The sequence below is a fragment of the Stenotrophomonas sp. 99219_Sma genome, from assembly GCF_056480785.1.
Map to the genome: position 1 here is coordinate 2,121,083 of NZ_CM151117.1, position 16,415 is coordinate 2,137,497.

The 16,415-nt window shown below is 67.6% G+C and carries 19 protein-coding genes; all 19 read right to left on the reverse strand.

What is annotated here, in order from left to right; genetic code table 11:
- Window positions 1-81: 81 nt before the first annotated feature.
- The gene (gene fliR / locus ACZK13_RS09710) at window positions 82-873 is read right to left on the reverse strand and encodes a flagellar biosynthetic protein FliR (RefSeq protein ID WP_253143085.1); all 792 of its coding nucleotides are present in this window, start codon (window positions 871-873) and stop codon (window positions 82-84) included.
- A 13-nt stretch (window positions 874-886) separates the two neighbouring features.
- The gene (locus tag ACZK13_RS09715) at window positions 887-1,156 is read right to left on the reverse strand and encodes a flagellar biosynthetic protein FliQ (RefSeq protein ID WP_012510965.1); all 270 of its coding nucleotides are present in this window, start codon (window positions 1,154-1,156) and stop codon (window positions 887-889) included.
- An 82-nt stretch (window positions 1,157-1,238) separates the two neighbouring features.
- Window positions 1,239-2,018: a flagellar type III secretion system pore protein FliP gene (fliP, locus tag ACZK13_RS09720; protein ID WP_043395553.1), complete on the reverse strand. Its 780-nt coding sequence runs from the start codon at window positions 2,016-2,018 to the stop codon at window positions 1,239-1,241.
- 1 nt (window position 2,019) lies between these two features.
- Window positions 2,020-2,439, reverse strand: a complete 420-nt coding sequence (fliO, locus tag ACZK13_RS09725) for a flagellar biosynthetic protein FliO (RefSeq protein ID WP_125895418.1) — start codon at window positions 2,437-2,439, stop codon at window positions 2,020-2,022.
- Complete coding sequence (gene fliN / locus ACZK13_RS09730; protein WP_012510967.1) at window positions 2,436-2,771, reverse strand: flagellar motor switch protein FliN; 336 nt, start codon at window positions 2,769-2,771, stop codon at window positions 2,436-2,438. The genes fliO and fliN overlap by 4 nt, the downstream gene beginning before the upstream one ends.
- On the reverse strand, window positions 2,768-3,772 hold the full coding sequence (fliM, locus tag ACZK13_RS09735) for a flagellar motor switch protein FliM (RefSeq protein WP_032129211.1): 1,005 nt from the start codon (window positions 3,770-3,772) through the stop codon (window positions 2,768-2,770). The genes fliN and fliM overlap by 4 nt, the downstream gene beginning before the upstream one ends.
- 10 nt (window positions 3,773-3,782) lie before the next feature.
- Window positions 3,783-4,298 (reverse strand): flagellar basal body-associated FliL family protein, encoded by a 516-nt coding sequence (locus ACZK13_RS09740; protein WP_049421892.1) that lies wholly within the window; start codon window positions 4,296-4,298, stop codon window positions 3,783-3,785.
- A 192-nt stretch (window positions 4,299-4,490) separates the two neighbouring features.
- On the reverse strand, window positions 4,491-5,627 hold the full coding sequence (locus ACZK13_RS09745; protein ID WP_125895417.1) for a flagellar hook-length control protein FliK: 1,137 nt from the start codon (window positions 5,625-5,627) through the stop codon (window positions 4,491-4,493).
- On the reverse strand, window positions 5,627-6,094 hold the full coding sequence (gene fliJ, locus ACZK13_RS09750; RefSeq protein ID WP_005416437.1) for a flagellar export protein FliJ: 468 nt from the start codon (window positions 6,092-6,094) through the stop codon (window positions 5,627-5,629). Before fliJ ends, ACZK13_RS09745 begins: the two co-directional genes overlap by 1 nt.
- Before the next feature lie 3 nt (window positions 6,095-6,097).
- A complete protein-coding gene (locus ACZK13_RS09755; protein ID WP_032129207.1) occupies window positions 6,098-7,483 on the reverse strand; it encodes a FliI/YscN family ATPase in 1,386 nt (461 codons plus the stop codon).
- Window positions 7,480-8,121 carry a FliH/SctL family protein gene (locus ACZK13_RS09760; RefSeq protein ID WP_032129206.1) on the reverse strand — a complete coding sequence of 214 codons (642 nt, stop codon included), beginning with the start codon at window positions 8,119-8,121 and terminating at the stop codon, window positions 7,480-7,482. Before ACZK13_RS09760 ends, ACZK13_RS09755 begins: the two co-directional genes overlap by 4 nt.
- Window positions 8,118-9,104 carry a flagellar motor switch protein FliG gene (fliG, locus tag ACZK13_RS09765; protein WP_024958226.1) on the reverse strand — a complete coding sequence of 329 codons (987 nt, stop codon included), beginning with the start codon at window positions 9,102-9,104 and terminating at the stop codon, window positions 8,118-8,120. Before fliG ends, ACZK13_RS09760 begins: the two co-directional genes overlap by 4 nt.
- Window positions 9,105-9,111: 7 nt before the next feature.
- Complete coding sequence (fliF, locus tag ACZK13_RS09770; protein WP_253143086.1) at window positions 9,112-10,758, reverse strand: flagellar basal-body MS-ring/collar protein FliF; 1,647 nt, start codon at window positions 10,756-10,758, stop codon at window positions 9,112-9,114.
- A 12-nt stretch (window positions 10,759-10,770) separates the two neighbouring features.
- Window positions 10,771-11,136 (reverse strand): flagellar hook-basal body complex protein FliE, encoded by a 366-nt coding sequence (fliE, locus tag ACZK13_RS09775; protein WP_253143087.1) that lies wholly within the window; start codon window positions 11,134-11,136, stop codon window positions 10,771-10,773.
- A gap of 409 nt (window positions 11,137-11,545) precedes the next feature.
- Complete coding sequence (locus ACZK13_RS09780) at window positions 11,546-11,962, reverse strand: hypothetical protein (protein WP_253143088.1); 417 nt, start codon at window positions 11,960-11,962, stop codon at window positions 11,546-11,548.
- Between the two features lie 189 nt (window positions 11,963-12,151).
- The gene (locus tag ACZK13_RS09785; protein ID WP_049421906.1) at window positions 12,152-13,657 is read right to left on the reverse strand and encodes a sigma-54 dependent transcriptional regulator; all 1,506 of its coding nucleotides are present in this window, start codon (window positions 13,655-13,657) and stop codon (window positions 12,152-12,154) included.
- Complete coding sequence (locus ACZK13_RS09790; protein ID WP_010485922.1) at window positions 13,654-14,031, reverse strand: response regulator; 378 nt, start codon at window positions 14,029-14,031, stop codon at window positions 13,654-13,656. Before ACZK13_RS09790 ends, ACZK13_RS09785 begins: the two co-directional genes overlap by 4 nt.
- Window positions 14,032-14,045: 14 nt before the next feature.
- A complete protein-coding gene (gene rpoN / locus ACZK13_RS09795; RefSeq protein WP_049398121.1) occupies window positions 14,046-15,455 on the reverse strand; it encodes an RNA polymerase factor sigma-54 in 1,410 nt (469 codons plus the stop codon).
- A gap of 285 nt (window positions 15,456-15,740) precedes the next feature.
- The gene (locus ACZK13_RS09800) at window positions 15,741-16,373 is read right to left on the reverse strand and encodes a response regulator (protein ID WP_010485918.1); all 633 of its coding nucleotides are present in this window, start codon (window positions 16,371-16,373) and stop codon (window positions 15,741-15,743) included.
- Window positions 16,374-16,415 lie beyond the last annotated feature (42 nt).

Sequence of the window (16,415 nt, forward strand, 5' to 3'; positions counted from 1 at the left end):
GCGGCATCCCCCCGGTTGCCGCGTATTCACTCTAACGCGCAGACCCGGGGGAAGGGCAAGCAGTAAAACGTGATGATCCGGTCAGTGTGTGACCGTGTCCGCAGCCTGGAAGGCGGCATCGAAGAGGCGCTGTACCGGCGGACCCATTTCCCCGGCCAGCAGCGCCAGCAGGAACAGGCCCAGCAGCAGAGACACTGGCAGGCCGAGCTGGATCGGGTTCAGCGCCGGGGCCGCACGGGCCAGTACGCCGAACGCCAGGTTCACCGCCAGCATTGCCACAGTCAGCGGGATCGCCAGGGTCAATGCGCCGCGCAGTACGGTCAGCAGGAAGGTTGGGGCGATGCTGAAGAAGGCGTGCGGGTCCGGCAGCGGGGCGCCGATCGGCAGCGCCCGGTAGCTGTCCACCACCAGCGAGATCAGCGCCAGGTGCCCGTTGGCGGTGAAGAACAGCAGGCCGAACAGCAGATAGAACCACTGGCCGATCACGCCGGAGGTGCCGCCACGCAATGGGTCACTCATCTGCGCGAAGGCCAGGCCGGTGCCCTGGGCGATCAGTTCGCCGGCCATCGCGCCGGCCTCGAACACCAGCCGAAGCAGGAAGCCGATGGATACGCCGATGGCCAGTTCACGGGCGATGGTAAGGACCGTGGCGGCATCGAAACCGGTCCAGTCCGGTACCGGCAGCAGCAGCGGCGCCAGTGCGATGGCCAGGGTGCCAGCCAGCACCACGCGCACCCGCGCGGGAACGGCACGGGTGCCGACCATCGGCATGGCCATGGCCACTGCGCCGATGCGCAGCATGGTCCACAGCACGGTGCCGATCATGCCGAAGGCCTGCAGGCCGTCGGCAGCCATCTGGGTGGCGGCGTCCATCGAAGCGCGTGTCCTAGCCGATCAGGTGTGGAATGCGCTGGAACAGCAGCGTGGTGAACTCCACCAGGTGGCCGATCAGCAGGCTGCCCAGCGCGAACAGCACCGCGGTCAGCGCCGCCGCCTTGGCAACGAAGGCGATGGTCGGCTCATTGAGCTGGGTCGCGGCCTGCACCACGCCCACCACCACACCGACCACCAGCACGGTGAGCAGCAGCGGGCCGGCCACCCACAACACGGTGATCAGGCCGCCACGCAGTTCGGTCAGGGCAAGTTCGGGAGTCATTCGGGTTCCATCTGCTCATGTAGAGTCGAGCCGCGCTCGACTGTGCTTCTGTAGAGTCGAGTCATGCTCGACTGCCTCTCGATCACGCCGGATTGAAGCTCGCCGCCAAGGTGCCGACGGTCAGCACCCAGCCATCCACCAGCACGAACAGCAGGATCTTGAACGGTGCCGACACCAGCATCGGCGACAGCATCATCATGCCCATCGACATCAGCACGCTGGCCACGACCAGGTCGATGATCACGAACGGAATGAAGATCAGGAAGCCGATCTCGAAGGCGGTCTTCAGTTCACTGGTGACGAACGAGGCGACCAGCACCGGGAACGGGATCGCGTCGGGGCTGGCGTAGGTGCCATGCCCGGCGATGCCGGCAAAGGTCATCAGGTCGGTCTCGCGGATCTGCGCCAGCATGAAGGCGCGTAGCGGCGAGGTGGTCAGCGTCCAGGCGGTCTGGAAGTCGATCTCGCCATTGAGGTAGGGCGCCATGCCGGTGCTCCAGGCCTTGTCCCAGGTCGGCAGCATGATCATTGCGGTGAGGAACAGGGCCAGGCCCAGCAGCACCTGGTTGGACGGCGTCTGTCCGGTGCCCAGTGCCTGGCGCAGCAGGCCCAGCACGATGATGATGCGGGTGAACGAGGTCAGTACCAGCAGCATCGACGGGATCAGGGTGATCGCGGTCATCAGCAGCAGGGTTTGCAGCGGCAGGCTGACCGGTGCACCGCCGATCTTGCCGACGTTGATGTCCGGCAGCGGCGTGGTCGGGGCACCGGGTGCGGCGAATGCCAGCGCCGGCAACAGGCACAGGGCGAGCATCAGCAGCCACGGCATCAGGGTGGCAAGACGGGTACGGGTGACACGCATGTCAGGGATCCTTGCGCAGCCGCTGCTGCAGCAGCTGGGCGAAATTCGGCAGGTTCTTGAAGTCCGGCACGCGCACCGGCGCGGGCGCCGGCAGCGGTTCGGGCAGGGTGTGCAGGGTGTTGATACCGCCGGCGGTGACGCCCAGCAGCAGCTGCTGGCCGTTGACCTCGACCACCACCACGCGCTCCTTGGCACCGACACTCAGGCTGGCCACCACCTTCATGCCGTCGGCCGGGCGGAAGCCGCTGCCGGGCAGGCGCTTTAGCAGCCAGCCGAGGCCGATGACCAGCGCCAGCACGGCCAGCAGCGCCAGCACCGCACCGAACAGGCTCGGTGCGGCGGCCGCGTGCTGGCCGACCTGCGGACCGATCGGTGCGGCGGTCTTGCCGACCGCCAACAGGGTGGAGGCCAGCAGGCTCAACGCAGTCTCCGGATCCGCTCGCTCGGGCTGACCACGTCGGTCAGGCGCACGCCGAAGCGGTCGTTGATCACCACCACCTCGCCGTGGGCGATCAGGGTGCCGTTGACGAACACGTCCAGCGACTCGCCGGCACCGCGTTCCAGTTCCACCACCGAGCCCTGGTTGAGCTGCAGCAGATTGCGGATCGGCAGGCGGGCACGACCGACTTCCAGCGACAGGGTCACCGGCACGTCGAGGATCACGTCCAGGTTGAGGTCGGCGCCGGCCCCTTCTTCGGCCTGCAGGGTGCCGAACTGGGCCGGGGTCGGTTCGAGGGCGTCGATATCGTTCATTGCGGGTCTTCCTGGATGACGGGTGCGCGCGGGCGGGTGCCCGGCGGATGGGTAGCGGTGATCTTCACGGCGTTCATGCCGTTGGCGATGCCGAACTCGCCGGTGAACACCGGGATGTTCTCCACGCACAGCGGCACCTGCGGGCTGAGCTCGATCGGCAGGATGTCGCCGACCTTCAGCTGGGTCAGGTCACGCAGGGTCATGCGCTTGCTGGCCAGTACGCTGGACAGGGTCACCTCGGCGATGTTGAGCTGTTCGCGCAGGGTCTGGCCCCAGCTTTCGTCGCGATCATTGCGGTCGCTCTGGATGCCAGCGTCGAGCAGCTCGCGGATCGGTTCCAGCATCGAATACGGCAGGGTCACATGGATGTCGCCGCCACCGCCGTCGAGCTCGACGTGCAGCCGGCACACCACCACGTACTCGCGCGGCGTCACGATGTTGGCGAAGTGCGGGTTGATCTCCGAGTTGATGTACTCGAAGTCGACATCCATCACCGGTGCCCAGGCCTCGCGCAGGTCGGCGAAGGTCTGCTTCAGCAGCAGGTGGATCACCCGCATTTCGGTGGCGGTGAACTCGCGGCCTTCAATGCGGGTCGGGTAGCGCCCGTCGCCGCCAAAGAAGTTGTCGACGATGGCGAACACCAGGGTCGGTTCGAACACGATCAGGCCGGTACCGCGCAGCGGCTTGAAGCGGATCAGGTTCAGGTTGGTCGGCACATACAGCGAGTGCATGTAGTCGTTGAACTTGATCAGCTCGATGCCGCGCACCGACAGTTCGGCCGAACGGCGGATCAGGTTGAACAGGCCGATCCGCCACAGGCGCGCGAAGCGCTCATGGACCATTTCCAGGGTCGGCATGCGACCGCGGATGATGCGGTCCTGGCTGGCGAAGTCGTACGAACGTGCTTCGCCTGACGGCGGTTCCGCATCGGTCTCGACCGCGCCACTGTCCACGCCGTGGAGCAGGGCATCGATCTCGTCCTGGGACAGCAGATCATTCATCTGTGGGCCCTTACTGGGTCACGAAGCTGGTGAACAGCAGATCGTCGGCGCCGTTGCTGCCGGTCTCGGCCTTGAGCACTTTCTGCACTTCGGCCAGCGAAGCGGCCTGCAGCTTCTGCTTGCCGGCGATGTCGGCGATCTGGTCGGGGCTGACCTGCGAGAACAGCATCAGCAGGCGTGCGCGAATGGCTGGCGCATGCGTCTTGATCGCTTCCAGTGCAGCGGGATCGCGGGTCATCAGCTGCACTTCCAGCTGCAGGTAGCGCGGGCCGTCGACCGGGCCGTTGAGATTGACCACGAAGGCCGGGTCCAGCGCGAAGTACTGCGCCGGTGCCGGAGTACTGGCCTTCTTCGGGGCCTGCGCGGTCTTCTCTTCGTGCTTGGACTGGGTGAAGAACCAGACGCCGCCACCGGCGGCAGCGGCGGCGAGCACGGCCACCAGTGCGGTGATCAGGATCGGACTACGCGGCTTGGCGGCCTTGTCCTTCTCGGCGGTCTTCTTGGTTTTGTCAGCGGCTGCGGCCACGGGGTGAAGCTCCTGAGGGTTGCTTCACCGGGATATGCAAGGGGTGTGCCGGAGCCGGGGCAGAGGGGTGCGACGGAATTCCGTCGGGGTGCCGGTGGGGCCGTGCGGAGCACGCTCCGCACCCACCAACGCGATACTGGTAGGTGCCAACCGTCCCGCTCTGGTGGGTGCCAACCTTGGTTGGCACGTCTGTCAGGCGTACGCGTCCAGCAACCCGCGCTGGCGGATCAACTGCGCGGACGACACGCTGGCCTCGCCCGGCGACGGTTCTCCGTCACCCGCGATGCCGCCGCCACTGGCCTGGCCTGACGCATTGCCGTCACCACCGGGCGCCTGATGACCAACATCAGCATGAGCCAGCTGGAAGCCCTGCTCGCCGAGGAGTTCGCGCAGGCGCGGCAGGCTGCTTTCCAGTGCCTGGCGCACATCCACGTGTGGGCTGCTGAAGCTGGCATGCACCTTGTCGCCGTTCAACTGCAGGCGCACATCGACCGGGCCCATGTCGTCCGGACTCAACCGGATGTGGGCGTGGCCGATCTTCTGGTCGGCCAGCCAGCCCAGGCGCGCGCCGACGGCCTGGTCGAAACCATCGTCACCGAGCACCGGCTTCGGCGTCGGCTCGCCATTGAAGATGGCATTGCCGGTGGCCAGCGCGGCTTTCAGATCCTGCACGGCCGCATTGCTTGGCGCATGCAGCAGCGGCGCTGCGGCACGGTCGCCGATGAAGGTTGCGTCGCTGTCTTCGCCACGTTCGTTGCGCTTGCCGGGCAGCACCAGTTCAGGCAACGGCAGCGTGGCTGTCTGGTCGGTGCCGCTGCTGGTGGTGGACGATGTGGCAGCCGCCGCTGTGGATGGCAGGGCTGCGGCGGCCGGCAGTGCGGCGGGGGCGGGTAGTGCGTTGCCGTCTACGTCGGTAGCCGTTGCGGCCACTGTTGGCAGAGCGGCGGCAGGATCGGCAGGCGCGGGTACCGCCAGCACCAGCCCGGCCAGGCCGAGTGGCGGCCAAGGGGCTTCCTCGGTCGCCGCCGGGGTGTCCTTTTCGGCAACCGGCTTGGCCGGTGCTGTGGGCACCGTGGCGGCGGTCTCTTCGGGGACGGCAGTGCTGTCCGGCCTGCGCTCGGCGCCGGCCTGGCCAGTGCTGTCCGATGCCGGTCCCTGCGTGGACGGCATAGGCGAGTTCGAGGGTTTCGAGGGTGCATCGGCAGCCGGCGAGCCACCGTGCAGCAGTTGGCTGAACTCCTTGTTGCCATCACCGCGTGGCGCGCGGGGTGCGCTGCTGCCGGAATGCTGTGGCTGCGCGTTGGCGCTGCTGGCCAATGGCGCGGGCATCACGAGCGGCCCCCCTGCTCGGCGCCGTCCTGATCTTCGGCCTGCACCAGGCGGGCGCGACGCGCGCCAATGTCGTCCATCTCGCGCTGGTCGCGGCGGTCCGTCACTACCTTTTCCTGTGCGCGGTAGCTGGCGGCCAGCTGTTCCAGCACGGCCTTGTCACGGCTGGCCAGGATCAGGCGGGCGCGCTCGGCTTCCACCTTTTCGCGGTTGCCGTTGACCGTGGCCTGCTGCTGCTCCACCGCACTGTCGAGACGGTCGAGGAAGGCGCGCCGGTTCAGCAGCTGCGCCGGGCTGGTCGCCGCCATCTGCGCGTTCGCGTATTCCTCGGCATAGCGGCGCAGTTCGTCCAGTCGCGATAGATGGGTATCGAGCACGCGCTGGCGTTCGGCCAGATCGCGGGCGACTGCGTCCTCGTGTTCCTGGGCCCGCTTGAGCAGGGGATCGATGCGCTTGGACTGGTTCATGGCTTAACTCTCTTGTTCCACCAGGCGCTGCAGTGCCGCCTGGCTGTGCGGGAGATCTGCGGCCTTGGCGACGTCCTGGCCGAGGAACTCCATGATTTCCGGCCAGCGTTCCAGGGCTTCGTCGGTGGCCGCGTCGTTGCCGCGCTGGTAGGCACCGATGGCGATCAGGTCACGGTTGGCCGAGTAGGCCGAGACCAGCCGCTTCAGCTTGCGGATGCGCAGGCGCCACGGTTCGTCGGCGATTTCCGTGACCACGCGGCTGACCGACGATTCAACGTCGATGGCCGGGTACAGGCCACTGTCGGCCACGCGCCGCGACAGCAGGATGTGGCCGTCGAGGATCGCGCGCGCTGCATCGGCGATTGGATCCTGCGGATCGTCGCCTTCGGTCAGCACCGTGTAGAACGCGGTGATCGAGCCACGGCCCTTGGCACCATTGCCGGCACGCTCGACCAGCGCCGGCAGCTTGGCAAACACCGACGGTGGGTAGCCTCGGGTGGTCGGTGGTTCGCCGACCGACAGGCCGATCTCGCGCTGCGCCTGGGCGAAGCGGGTCAGCGAGTCCATCAGCAACAGCACGTTCAGGCCCTGGTCGCGGAACCATTCGGCGATGGCGGTAGCGCGATAGGCACCATGCAGGCGCGCCAGCGGCGGCCGGTCGGCGGGACTGGCCACCACCACGGCGCGGCGCAGGCCTTCCTCGCCCAGCGTGGTCTCGACGAAGTCGCGTACTTCGCGGCCACGTTCACCGATCAGGCCGACCACGATCACGTCGGCGGCGGTGTAGCGGGTCATCATGCCCAGCAGCGTCGACTTGCCGACGCCGGAACCGGCGAACAGGCCGACACGCTGGCCGCGGCCGATCGGCAGCAGCGCGTTGATCGCGCGCACGCCCACGTCCAGCGGCTGGGTGATCGGCTCACGCGCCAACGGATTGATCGACACGCCGGCCATGCCGACATGGCCCTCGGCGCGGATCGGGCCCTTGCCATCCAGCGGCACGCCGTCGCTGTCGATGACGCGGCCGAGCAGGCCTTCACCCACTTCCACGCCGCCACGGCGCGCGGACGGCACCACCCGCGCATTGGGCAACAGGCCATGCAGCTCTGCGCTGGGCATCAGGTAGGTGCGCTCGCCGGCGAAGCCGACCACTTCGGCATCGACCCAGCCACCATCAACCACTTCCACCTTGCAGCTTGCGCCCAGCGGTGCCTCGCAGCCGACCGCTTCCAGCGTGAGCCCGACCGCGCGGCGCAGCACGCCCTCGCGGATCAGGCCGCGGCCATGGGCAGTATCCACACGCAGGCCATCGAGGCGACGGGCCAGGCGCAGGTTGCGGGCCATGGCCCAGTCGGCCGGTGGCGGCGTCGGCTGCTGATCGGGGTTCATGCATTGGCTCCGGTCTGGCGGATCACCGCGTCCAGCGCGCCGCGCAGGCGGGCTTCCAGGGTGCCGTCGATGCGCACGGCTTCGGCGTGCACGCGAAGATCGCCGCGGCTGAGGCTGGTGTCTGGCACCAGGCGCTGTTGTGGCGGCAGGCTCAACAGCGGGGCGAGGGCGGCGATGTCGTCCGGGTGCAGTCGCACTTCCACTTCCCGGGTGCTGCCACCCACCGCGTCGATGGCCTCACCGACCAGCTGTGCCAGCAGTGCCGGGTCGGCTTCATAGGCGCGGCCGACCAGCGCACCGGCGATGCGTACCGCCAGCTCGCCCAGTGCGCCGACCACTTCGTTCTCCAGCCGCACCAGCGGTCGGCTGAAGTTGTCCAGGATGCCTTCGATCTGCGCGGCGAGACGACGCACCTCCGCCTGGCCCTGGCCGTAGCCTTCGGTATGGCCGTGCTGGAAGCCTTCCTTCTCTGCGCTGTCCTGGATGGCCTGGATTTCCTCCAGGGTCGGCAGCTGCAGCGGCGGCTCCGGCTCGTGTTCCGGGTCCGGCTCGGTGAGTTCGAACGCATCCGCCTGATCCAGCACCGGTTCGGGCTGGGCCAGCAGGTCCGGGGCAAGCCAGCGCACGACGTTGCTCACAGCATGGCCTCCGCGCTGCCACCGATGGTGACGGTGCCTTCATCGGCCATGCGCTTGACGATGGCCAGGATCTCGCGCTGTGCGCCTTCCACGTCGGACAGGCGCACCGGGCCGCGGGCTTCCATGTCTTCCAGCAGGATTTCGGCCGCGCGCTGCGACATGTTGCGGGTGATCTTGTCGCGCACCTTGATGTCGGCACCGCGCAGGGCCAGGCCCAGGCGCTCGCCGCTCACTTCGCGCAGCACCAGCTGCATTTCGCGGTCGTCCAGGTCTACCAGGTCGTCGAACACGAACATCAGGTCCTGGATGCGGTTGCTCAACGGCGCATCGATGCGGGCGATCTCGCCCAGGATCGCCTGGTCCTGGCCGCTGTCCATGAAGTTCAGGATGTTGGCCGCGCACTGCACGCCGCCAATGTTGGACGACTTCAGGTTCTGGTTGCCGGCGAACTGGCGCTCCATGATCTCGTTGAGTTCATTGAGTGCGTTCGGCGGAATGCCGTCGAGGGTGGCGATGCGCAGCAGCACGTCCACGCGGGTACGGTCGGGCAGCAGCTTCAGCGCGTCGGCGGCCTGGTCGGTTTCCAGGTGCGCCATCACGATGGCGATGATCTGCGGGTGCTCGTTGCGCACCAGGTCGGCCACCGCACGCGGGTCCATCCACTTCAGCGCGTCCAGGCCGGTGGTGTTGCGGCCGAGCAGGATGCGGTCGATCAGGTTGCCGGCCTTCTCGCTGCCCAGTGCCTGCACCAGCATGTTGCGGATGTAATCGTCCGAGCCCACGCCCAGCGAGGTCTTCGAGCCCAGCTCCTGGCCGAACTGGTCCATCACCCGTTCCACCTGTTCGCGGGTGATGTCGGTCATGGTGGCCATGGCGATGCCGATTTTCTGAACTTCCTTGGGTTCCATGTGACGCAGCACTTCGGCCGCATCCAGCTCACCCAGCGAAAGCAGCAGTACGGCGGCGCGCTGCACGCCAGTCAGTGCGGCCTCAGTCATTGGCCACCCAGCCCTTGACCACCTGGGCCACGCGCTTGGAGTCGGTCTTCACGGCTTCACGCGCCATCCGCAGTCGTTCCTCATATGAATCCACCGGCAGGGCCAATGCATCCGGCCCGCCCAGGCTGGCCCGGTCGGCGCCCAGCGCCGGCAGCGGCATGCCATCGTCATCGACCAGCTGCACGTCCGCGGTATGCGGCTCCAGTGCCAGCTCGTCGTTCTTCTTGTTCTGGCCGGTGATCGCGCGCAGTGCAGGGCGCAGCACACCGAACAGCAACGCCAGCACCACCACGGCACCCAGCAGCATGCGGCCGGCGTCGTGCACCCACGGCAGCTCCCACCATGCCGGGCCTTCGACCGGCGTGGTGTCACGCACGAACGGGGCGTTCATCACCGACACGGTGTCGCCACGCTCGGCGTTGAAGCCGACGGCCTGCTTGACCAGCGCCTCGACGCGGGTCAGTTCGGCGGCCGACAGCGGCTGCGGGCTCATCTTGCCGTTGGCACCGGCGCGCGGGACGTTGTCCACCAGCACCGCCACCGAGACGCGCTTGATGCGGCCAGCCGGCTGGCGGGTGTGCTGCAGGGTGCGGTCCAGCTCGTAGTTGCGGGTCGCATTCTTGCTGCTTTCGGTCGGGGCCTGCGCAGTGGCCGGTGCGGCCTGCTGGCCCGGCGGGCTGTTGCTGGTCGCGCCCGGCACGCCCTGCGGCCCCGGGGTGCTGGTGGTGTTCTCGCTCATCTGCTCGCTGCGCAGCTTCTGCGGTTCACCGTTGTAGAGCTCACGGGCTTCCTCGGTCACCGAGAAGTCCATGTCCACGCTCACTTCCGGATTGACGCGGCCAGGACCGGTCATCGGCTCCAGCAGCTCGCGGATGCGCTGGTTGAACGAGGTTTCCTGGCGGCGGACCTGCTCGAACTGGGCCGCATTGACCGCCGCTTCGCTGTTCGGGTCGGTGATGCTGAGCATGCGCCCGCTCTGGTCGACCACCGTCACCCGTTCCGGAGCGAGGTCCGGAATGCTGGCCGCGACCATGTGCACGATGGCGTCCACCTGGCTGCGTTCCAGCTGCTGGCCGCCACGCAGTTCCAGGGTGACCGAGGCGCTGGCCACGTCGCGCTGGCGGGTGAAGGCGCTGGGCTTGGGAATGGCCAGGTGCACGCGCGAATCGCGCACCGGGCGCAGCGTGTTGATGGTGCGCGACAGCTCGGTTTCCAGCGCGTGCTGGTAGCGTGCGCTTTCCACGAACTGGCTGACGCCGAAGCCCGGGTCGCGTTCCATCAGCTCGAAGCCGAGCTTGCCGCTGTCGGTCAGGCCGGAGCCGGCCAGCTTCAGGCGGGCGTCGTGCAGGTTCTTTTCCGGCACGGTGATGCCACCGGTGGCCGGGTCGAGCGCGAACGGGATCTGCGCGGCGCGCAGCAGGTCGGTCGCTTCAGCGGTGGCCTTCTGGTCCAGGCCGGTATACAGCGGGACCATGCCGGGCTTCTGCGACCAGAAGAACACGGACAGCCCGGCCGCTACGGCCACGGCGATCATCGCCATCAGTCCGAGCCGACGGGTGATCTGCAGGCTTTGCAGCCGATCGAACCACTGGCCCGCCTTTTCGGCGTTCAGGGATTCCTTGGAGAGCGACAGGGCCATGCGGTTCTATCCTTACAGCGGCATGTTCATCACGTCCTGGTAGGCCTGGACGAGACGGTTGCGGACTTCGACGGTGGCGCGGAAGGCGATCTGGGACTGCTGCGAGGCGACCATGACCTTGGCGAGGTCGGCGCTGGGGTCGCCCATTTCGAAGGCTTTTGCCAGGGCGCCGGATTTCTGTTGCGCGTCGTTGACGCCGGCAATCGCACCACGCAGGGTTTCGGTGAAGCTGACCGGCTGGGCCTGCGGTGCATCCAGCACCGTGCCCGGCAGGGCGTTGCTGCGCGGCGTTTCGCCCAGCGGGTTGAGCGCCGGTTGTCCCATCTGGGTCTGATAGGAGCGGATCTGCGAAAGGATCGACGTGACGGAGTGGGACATCTGCAACGGTTCCAGAAACAGGGGATGGGGTTGTCTGCTGGAGCAGGTGCAAGTGCCGTGCCGAAACCGGTTTTCGATTCAGTGAAGTGAGGGTTTTGGGTGTGCTGGCAGGGCTGCGCCCTGCACCCGCCGAATCAACGGCAACGTCAACGTCAACGGCTGGCGATCCGTGGGGGGCGGGGTGGGTCCGGCTGCGGGGGACGCCGTAAACCCGTCCTTGGGGGCTTGGCCGCGGCATCCATGCCGCGGACACCCCCGCAACCGGACCCACCCCGCCTTCGACAGTTTCACGCTGCTGTCGGAACGGCAGAAGCTGCTCTTGGTGGGTGTCGACCTTGGTCGACACGTTTTGGCCGGCACGGGATCCGACCCAATGGAGGCGCCATTTAACCGGCGTCGGTTTTCTGGCCTATGGCTGCAGGGTCCAACGGCCGGAATTCTGGCGCTGGCGCGGTGCGATAGGGCCGTTGTGCTGGGTGTAGATGAAACGGCCCTGGTGGTCGGTCTGGCAGATCAGCAGCAGGGTGTAGTGGGTAGAGCCGGCCGGGTGGGCTTCGGTCATCTGGATTTCCGCGATATGCGGGGCCAGGCGCTGATAGCGGTAGCTGCCGCCGATGCGGAGGTCGGTGCCGAGGATGTCCAGCACGTACTGGCTGCCGGCAAAGCTGACCTGCACCATGCGTCCGGCATTGGGGTTGTCCGGTGCGTACAGCGGGTCGCTGAGGTTGGTGAACTGGCGTTGGTCCAGCGTGGTGGGCAGGGTGCAGTCGGCGGCGCTGGCCAGGGCCGGGCAGAGCAGGGCGGCGAGCAGGGTGAGGCGATGCATGGTCGGAGCTCCTTGGGATGTCCTTGCCATGCTCCGCACTGCGGCGGTGATGTCTTTAGGAAAACGTGCAAATGCAATGGGGTCAGATCTCTTTCCGCAGGAAAGGGATCTGACCCCAGGTACTGGAAACACCAACGCCCGGGCAAGCCCAGGCGTTCGTGCCCCCTTCATGCTGGTCGCGAGCTTCAGTCAGCCGGCCAGTTCGGCCTGCTCGCGTTCGATGCCGTACTTGCGCAGCTTTTCCACCAGGGTGGTGCGGCGCAGGCCGAGCAGCTGGGCGGCGTGGGCGACGACGCCCTGGGTGCGTTCCAGTGCTTCGTTGATCAGGCCCAGTTCGATGTTGGCCATGTGGTTGCGCAGGTCCATGCCTTCATCGGGCAGCGCCGCCGGTGCTGCGGCGCGATTGACGGCAATGCCGTGCTCCAGCGCCGGTTGGTTGCCGCCGCCCGGGGTGTGGAACGAGAAGCTGCGCAGGTCCAGGCGTTCTTCGCTGGCCGTCGGCTGTACCGGTGCCGGTGCGGCCACCGCTGCCAGTGCAGCGTCGCCACGGTAGCGGGCCGGCAGGTCCTGCACGCGCACCGATCCGCCCGGGTGCAGCACCGCCAGGCGCTCGACCAGGTTGGTCAGTTCGCGCACGTTGCCGGGCCATTCGTAGCCGGCCAGTGCCTGCAGCGCTTCCGGGGTGAAGCGCACTTCGCCACGGCCGGTGCGGGCCAGCTGTGCGGCGATGGTTTCCACCAGCGCCGGCAGGTCTTCGCGACGCTCGCGCAGGGCGGGCACGTCGATCGGGAACACGTTGAGGCGATAGAACAGATCCTCGCGGAACTTGCCTTCAGCAATACGGGTTTCCAGGTCGCGGTGGGTTGCGGCCACAACGCGTACGTTGCAGCGGATGGTCTGGTTGCCACCCACGCGTTCGAAGCTGCGCTCCTGCAGCACGCGCAGCAGCTTCACCTGCATCGGCAGGCTCATGTCGCCGATTTCGTCGAGCAGCAGGGTACCGCCTTCGGCCATTTCGAAACGGCCCTTGCGCGCGGTCAGTGCGCCGGTGAAGGCACCCTTTTCGTGGCCGAACAGTTCGCTTTCCAGCAGGTCGGCCGGAATGGCGCCGCAGTTGATCGCCACGAACGGGCCGTCGCGGCGCGGCGAGCGCTGATGGATGGCGCGCGACACCACTTCCTTGCCGGTACCGGATTCGCCCAGCACGAGCACGGTGGTGTCGAATGCGGCCACCTGTTCGATCATCGTGCGCAACGCAGTCACCGCCGGACCGTTGCCGGTCGGGCCCTGGTCCTGGGCGGCGCCGGCCTGGTGCTCGGCGTCCAGGCGCTTGAGGCTGGCGCGGCGCAGCAGGGCTTCCATCTGCGCATGGCGCAGCGGCGTTTCCAGCGGCCAGATGTTGGCTTCGTGCAGGCCGTGCTGGTGGGCAAAGGCTGCGGCATCACCGTCGGCCAGCAGTACCGGCGGCGGCAGGCTGCTGCCGCCCAGCCAGTTGTACAGCGCGGTGCTGGCAGCGGTGTCGTCCAGGCTGCCGACGATCACGGCCATCCAGTCGTTCTGGCGCTGGCGACCCAGGTCGAAGTCGGCCGCGTCGGAAACCCAGCGCGGGTTGAAATCCATGAATTCCAGCAGGGCAACGGTGCGCTCTGCGCGCACGGCGTCGTTGTCCAGCACCAGGATGCGCGATTCGCTCACGATCGATCCTCCCTGAGGCCTTCCAGGATCGGCATGACTTCCTGGATGTAGGACAGCTTGCTGACAAAATTGTCGGCGCCAGCGCGTAGCGCGTGTTCGCGGTGCTCGGCGTCGTCGAAGTGGCTGGCGATCACGATGTACGGTGCATCGTCCTGCGACTTGATCAGGCGGGTGGCCTGCAGGCCGCCCATTTCCGGCATCGCCAGGTCCATCAGCACCACCTGCGGGCGCAGCGTTTCCGAGCGCTCGATCGCTTCCAGACCGTTGCCGGCGCTGCCGACGATCTGCAGCCAGTCGATCTTGCGGAAATGGCGCATCGCCGCGTTGATGAAGCCCTCGTGGTCATCGACCAGCAGGACCGTGAGCTTGTTCATGTCCAACATCCTTTTCAGCCCACCCGGGCCAGCTGCGGTTGCCTGGCGCCAAGCCGGCGCCGTTCACGGGCCGGGGCGATGTCCAGTTGTTCTCGGTATTTTGCGACGGTTCGGCGGGCAATGTTCACCCCCTGGCGCGACAGCAGGCCGGCGATGGCCTCGTCGGCCAGCGGCCGGCCGGCCGGTTCGGCGTCGATCAGGCGGCGGACCATGGCCTTCACGGCCTGGCCGGAGACGCTGGCGCCTTCCAGGCGCACGGCGAAGAAGTGCTTCAGTTCGAAGGTGCCGCGCGGGGTCTGCAGGAACTTGCCGGTGGTGATGCGCGAGACGGTGGACTCGTGCATGCCGATTTCCTCGGCCACTTCCTTCAGGGTCAGCGGCGCCATGGCCTCCTCGCCACGCACCAGGAACGCGGCCTGGCGCTCGACGATCACCCGCGCGGTGCGCAGCAGGGTGTCGTAGCGCATCGACAGGCCGCGGCTGAACCAGCGCGCTTCCTGCAGCATTTCGCGCAGTGCCGGTGCGGCCTCGCTGGTCTCGGCCAGGGCCTGTTCGTACTGGCTGTTGATCGAGACGCGGCGGCTGGTCGCCGGATTCAGCGCCACCTTCCACTGGTCGTCGGCGTGCCAGGCGACCACGTCCGGCACCACCACGGCATTGCGTTCGGGCAGCAGGCTGTCACCCGGGCGCGGCTGCAGCGAGAGGATCAGGCGCACGGCTTCGCGCACGTCGTCGATCTCGGCGTCGTGCAGGCGGGCGAGGGCGGGGTAGTCGTGCGCGGCCAGCGCGTCGAGCGCGCCATCGAGAATGCGTGCCGCCAGGTGGCGGGCGGGGACTACGCCGTGCAGGCTGCGCAGCTGTGCCTGCAGGCCTTCGCGCAGGTCCTGAGCGGCCATGCCGGCCGGCTCGCCATGCAGCAGCTGCTGACGGATGGCTTCCACGCCGTCGGCGGCGATGTCGAACTGGGCGCTGGCCAGCAGCTGCAGCTGGTCCAGCGGTGCCTGCAGGTAGCCTGCCTCATCGCAATGGTCCAGCCAGAAGGCGGCCACGGCCAGCTCGCGGTCATCCATGTCCAGCGACAGGCGCTGCAGCACGCGCAGCTGCGGGTCGCTCGATTCGCCGGCGGCGATGCGCGCCATGCGGTCGTCGTCGCCGTCCTGCCAGCTGGCGCCGGCCACGTCCCACATCGACGACTCGGGCAGCTCGTCGAACGCAGCGGTTTCCAGCGTGGTGGCGCCGGCCTCGGTGGCTTCGGCGGTGGGTGCTTCAGCCTCTTCGATCTCCAGCAGCGGGTTGGAGTCCAGCAGGCGCTGGATTTCCTGTTCCAGGTGCAGGCCATCAAGCTGCAGCAGCCGGATCGACTGCAGCAACTGCGGGGTGAGGTGAAGTTGTTGGCCCAGCTGGGCCGAGAGTGCAGCCTTCATCGTGGTTCCCCGGCACCGCTCCCCGGCGCCTTGTGGAACGCATCTTGCTTTTGATCCGGCGGGGGCGGAATCAGGGGGTTCCTGAGGGGCTTCGTGAATGTCCTGACAGGGTGTAGGGGTATTCCCTACATTGTCGCGGAATGTTGACGATGATCGCCGCTAAGTTGCTGATTTCCGGTGTGGGTGCCGGGTTAAGCGGGCTGCGCCGTGTACGGATTCCTGTCGGGGCGTGTCGGGGTGACGGGAATTCGTCGTCAGTGCGGATCTGACCTCCTTCGCGGAGGATCACTCCAGCTCGTGCTGGTGGCGCGCGGCCAGCAGCAGCAGATCGTTGGCGCGGCGACAGCCCAGCGACTCCATCATGCGTGCGCGGTGGGTTTCCACTGTCTTGACGCTGATGCCGAGGTCGGCGGCGATTTCCTTGTTGCTTTCGCCCTTGCCGATGCGGCGCAGGATCTCGCGCTGGCGCGGCGACAGTGCGGCGATGCCGGTGGGTTTCTCGCGACCGAGCATCGGTGCCAGCATCTTGGCGGAGATCTGCGGGCTCAGGAACACCTGGCCGGCGTGCGCGGCACGCAGCGCCAGTTCAAGCTCCTGCGGTGCGGCATCCTTGACCAGGAACCCGACCGCACCGCGATCGAGTGCATCGCGTACGTGCGCGGCGTCGTCGTGCATGGTCATCATCACCACCCGCGTGCCGGGGGCGCGCAGGCGGATGTCGCTGAGGGCTTCCAGGCCGGTGCGGCCGGGCAGTGACAGGTCCATCAGGACCACGTCCGGGGCGTGCTGTAGGGCCAGCTGCAGTGCCTGCTCGGCATTGCTGGCCTCGGCGACGAGCTGCACGTCGGCAAACCCCTGCAGCAGCCGCGCCAGGCCGGCGCGGACCAGGGTGTGATCGTCGACGATGAGAACTCGCACAGGCACGTTGGAGGTCCGTGAGGGGAGTCCACCTTAACTTAG

What these genes read in the sequence shown, in the direction of transcription:
- ACZK13_RS09715 (WP_012510965.1), bottom strand. Translation starts at nt 1,156, where the DNA reads ATGACTCCCGAACTTGCCCTGACCGAACTGCGTGGCGGCCTGATCACC.
- fliR (WP_253143085.1), bottom strand. Translation starts at nt 873, where the DNA reads ATGGACGCCGCCACCCAGATGGCTGCCGACGGCCTGCAGGCCTTCGGC.
- fliF (WP_253143086.1), bottom strand. Translation starts at nt 10,758, where the DNA reads ATGGCCCTGTCGCTCTCCAAGGAATCCCTGAACGCCGAAAAGGCGGGC.
- fliN (WP_012510967.1), bottom strand. Translation starts at nt 2,771, where the DNA reads ATGAACGATATCGACGCCCTCGAACCGACCCCGGCCCAGTTCGGCACC.
- ACZK13_RS09755 (WP_032129207.1), bottom strand. Translation starts at nt 7,483, where the DNA reads ATGAACCCCGATCAGCAGCCGACGCCGCCACCGGCCGACTGGGCCATG.
- fliM (WP_032129211.1), bottom strand. Translation starts at nt 3,772, where the DNA reads ATGAATGATCTGCTGTCCCAGGACGAGATCGATGCCCTGCTCCACGGC.
- rpoN (WP_049398121.1), bottom strand. Translation starts at nt 15,455, where the DNA reads ATGAAGGCTGCACTCTCGGCCCAGCTGGGCCAACAACTTCACCTCACC.
- fliP (WP_043395553.1), bottom strand. Translation starts at nt 2,018, where the DNA reads ATGCGTGTCACCCGTACCCGTCTTGCCACCCTGATGCCGTGGCTGCTG.
- ACZK13_RS09790 (WP_010485922.1), bottom strand. Translation starts at nt 14,031, where the DNA reads ATGAACAAGCTCACGGTCCTGCTGGTCGATGACCACGAGGGCTTCATC.
- fliE (WP_253143087.1), bottom strand. Translation starts at nt 11,136, where the DNA reads ATGTCCCACTCCGTCACGTCGATCCTTTCGCAGATCCGCTCCTATCAG.
- ACZK13_RS09745 (WP_125895417.1), bottom strand. Translation starts at nt 5,627, where the DNA reads ATGCCCGCGCCATTGGCCAGCAGCGCCAACGCGCAGCCACAGCATTCC.
- fliJ (WP_005416437.1), bottom strand. Translation starts at nt 6,094, where the DNA reads ATGAACCAGTCCAAGCGCATCGATCCCCTGCTCAAGCGGGCCCAGGAA.
- ACZK13_RS09780 (WP_253143088.1), bottom strand. Translation starts at nt 11,962, where the DNA reads ATGCATCGCCTCACCCTGCTCGCCGCCCTGCTCTGCCCGGCCCTGGCC.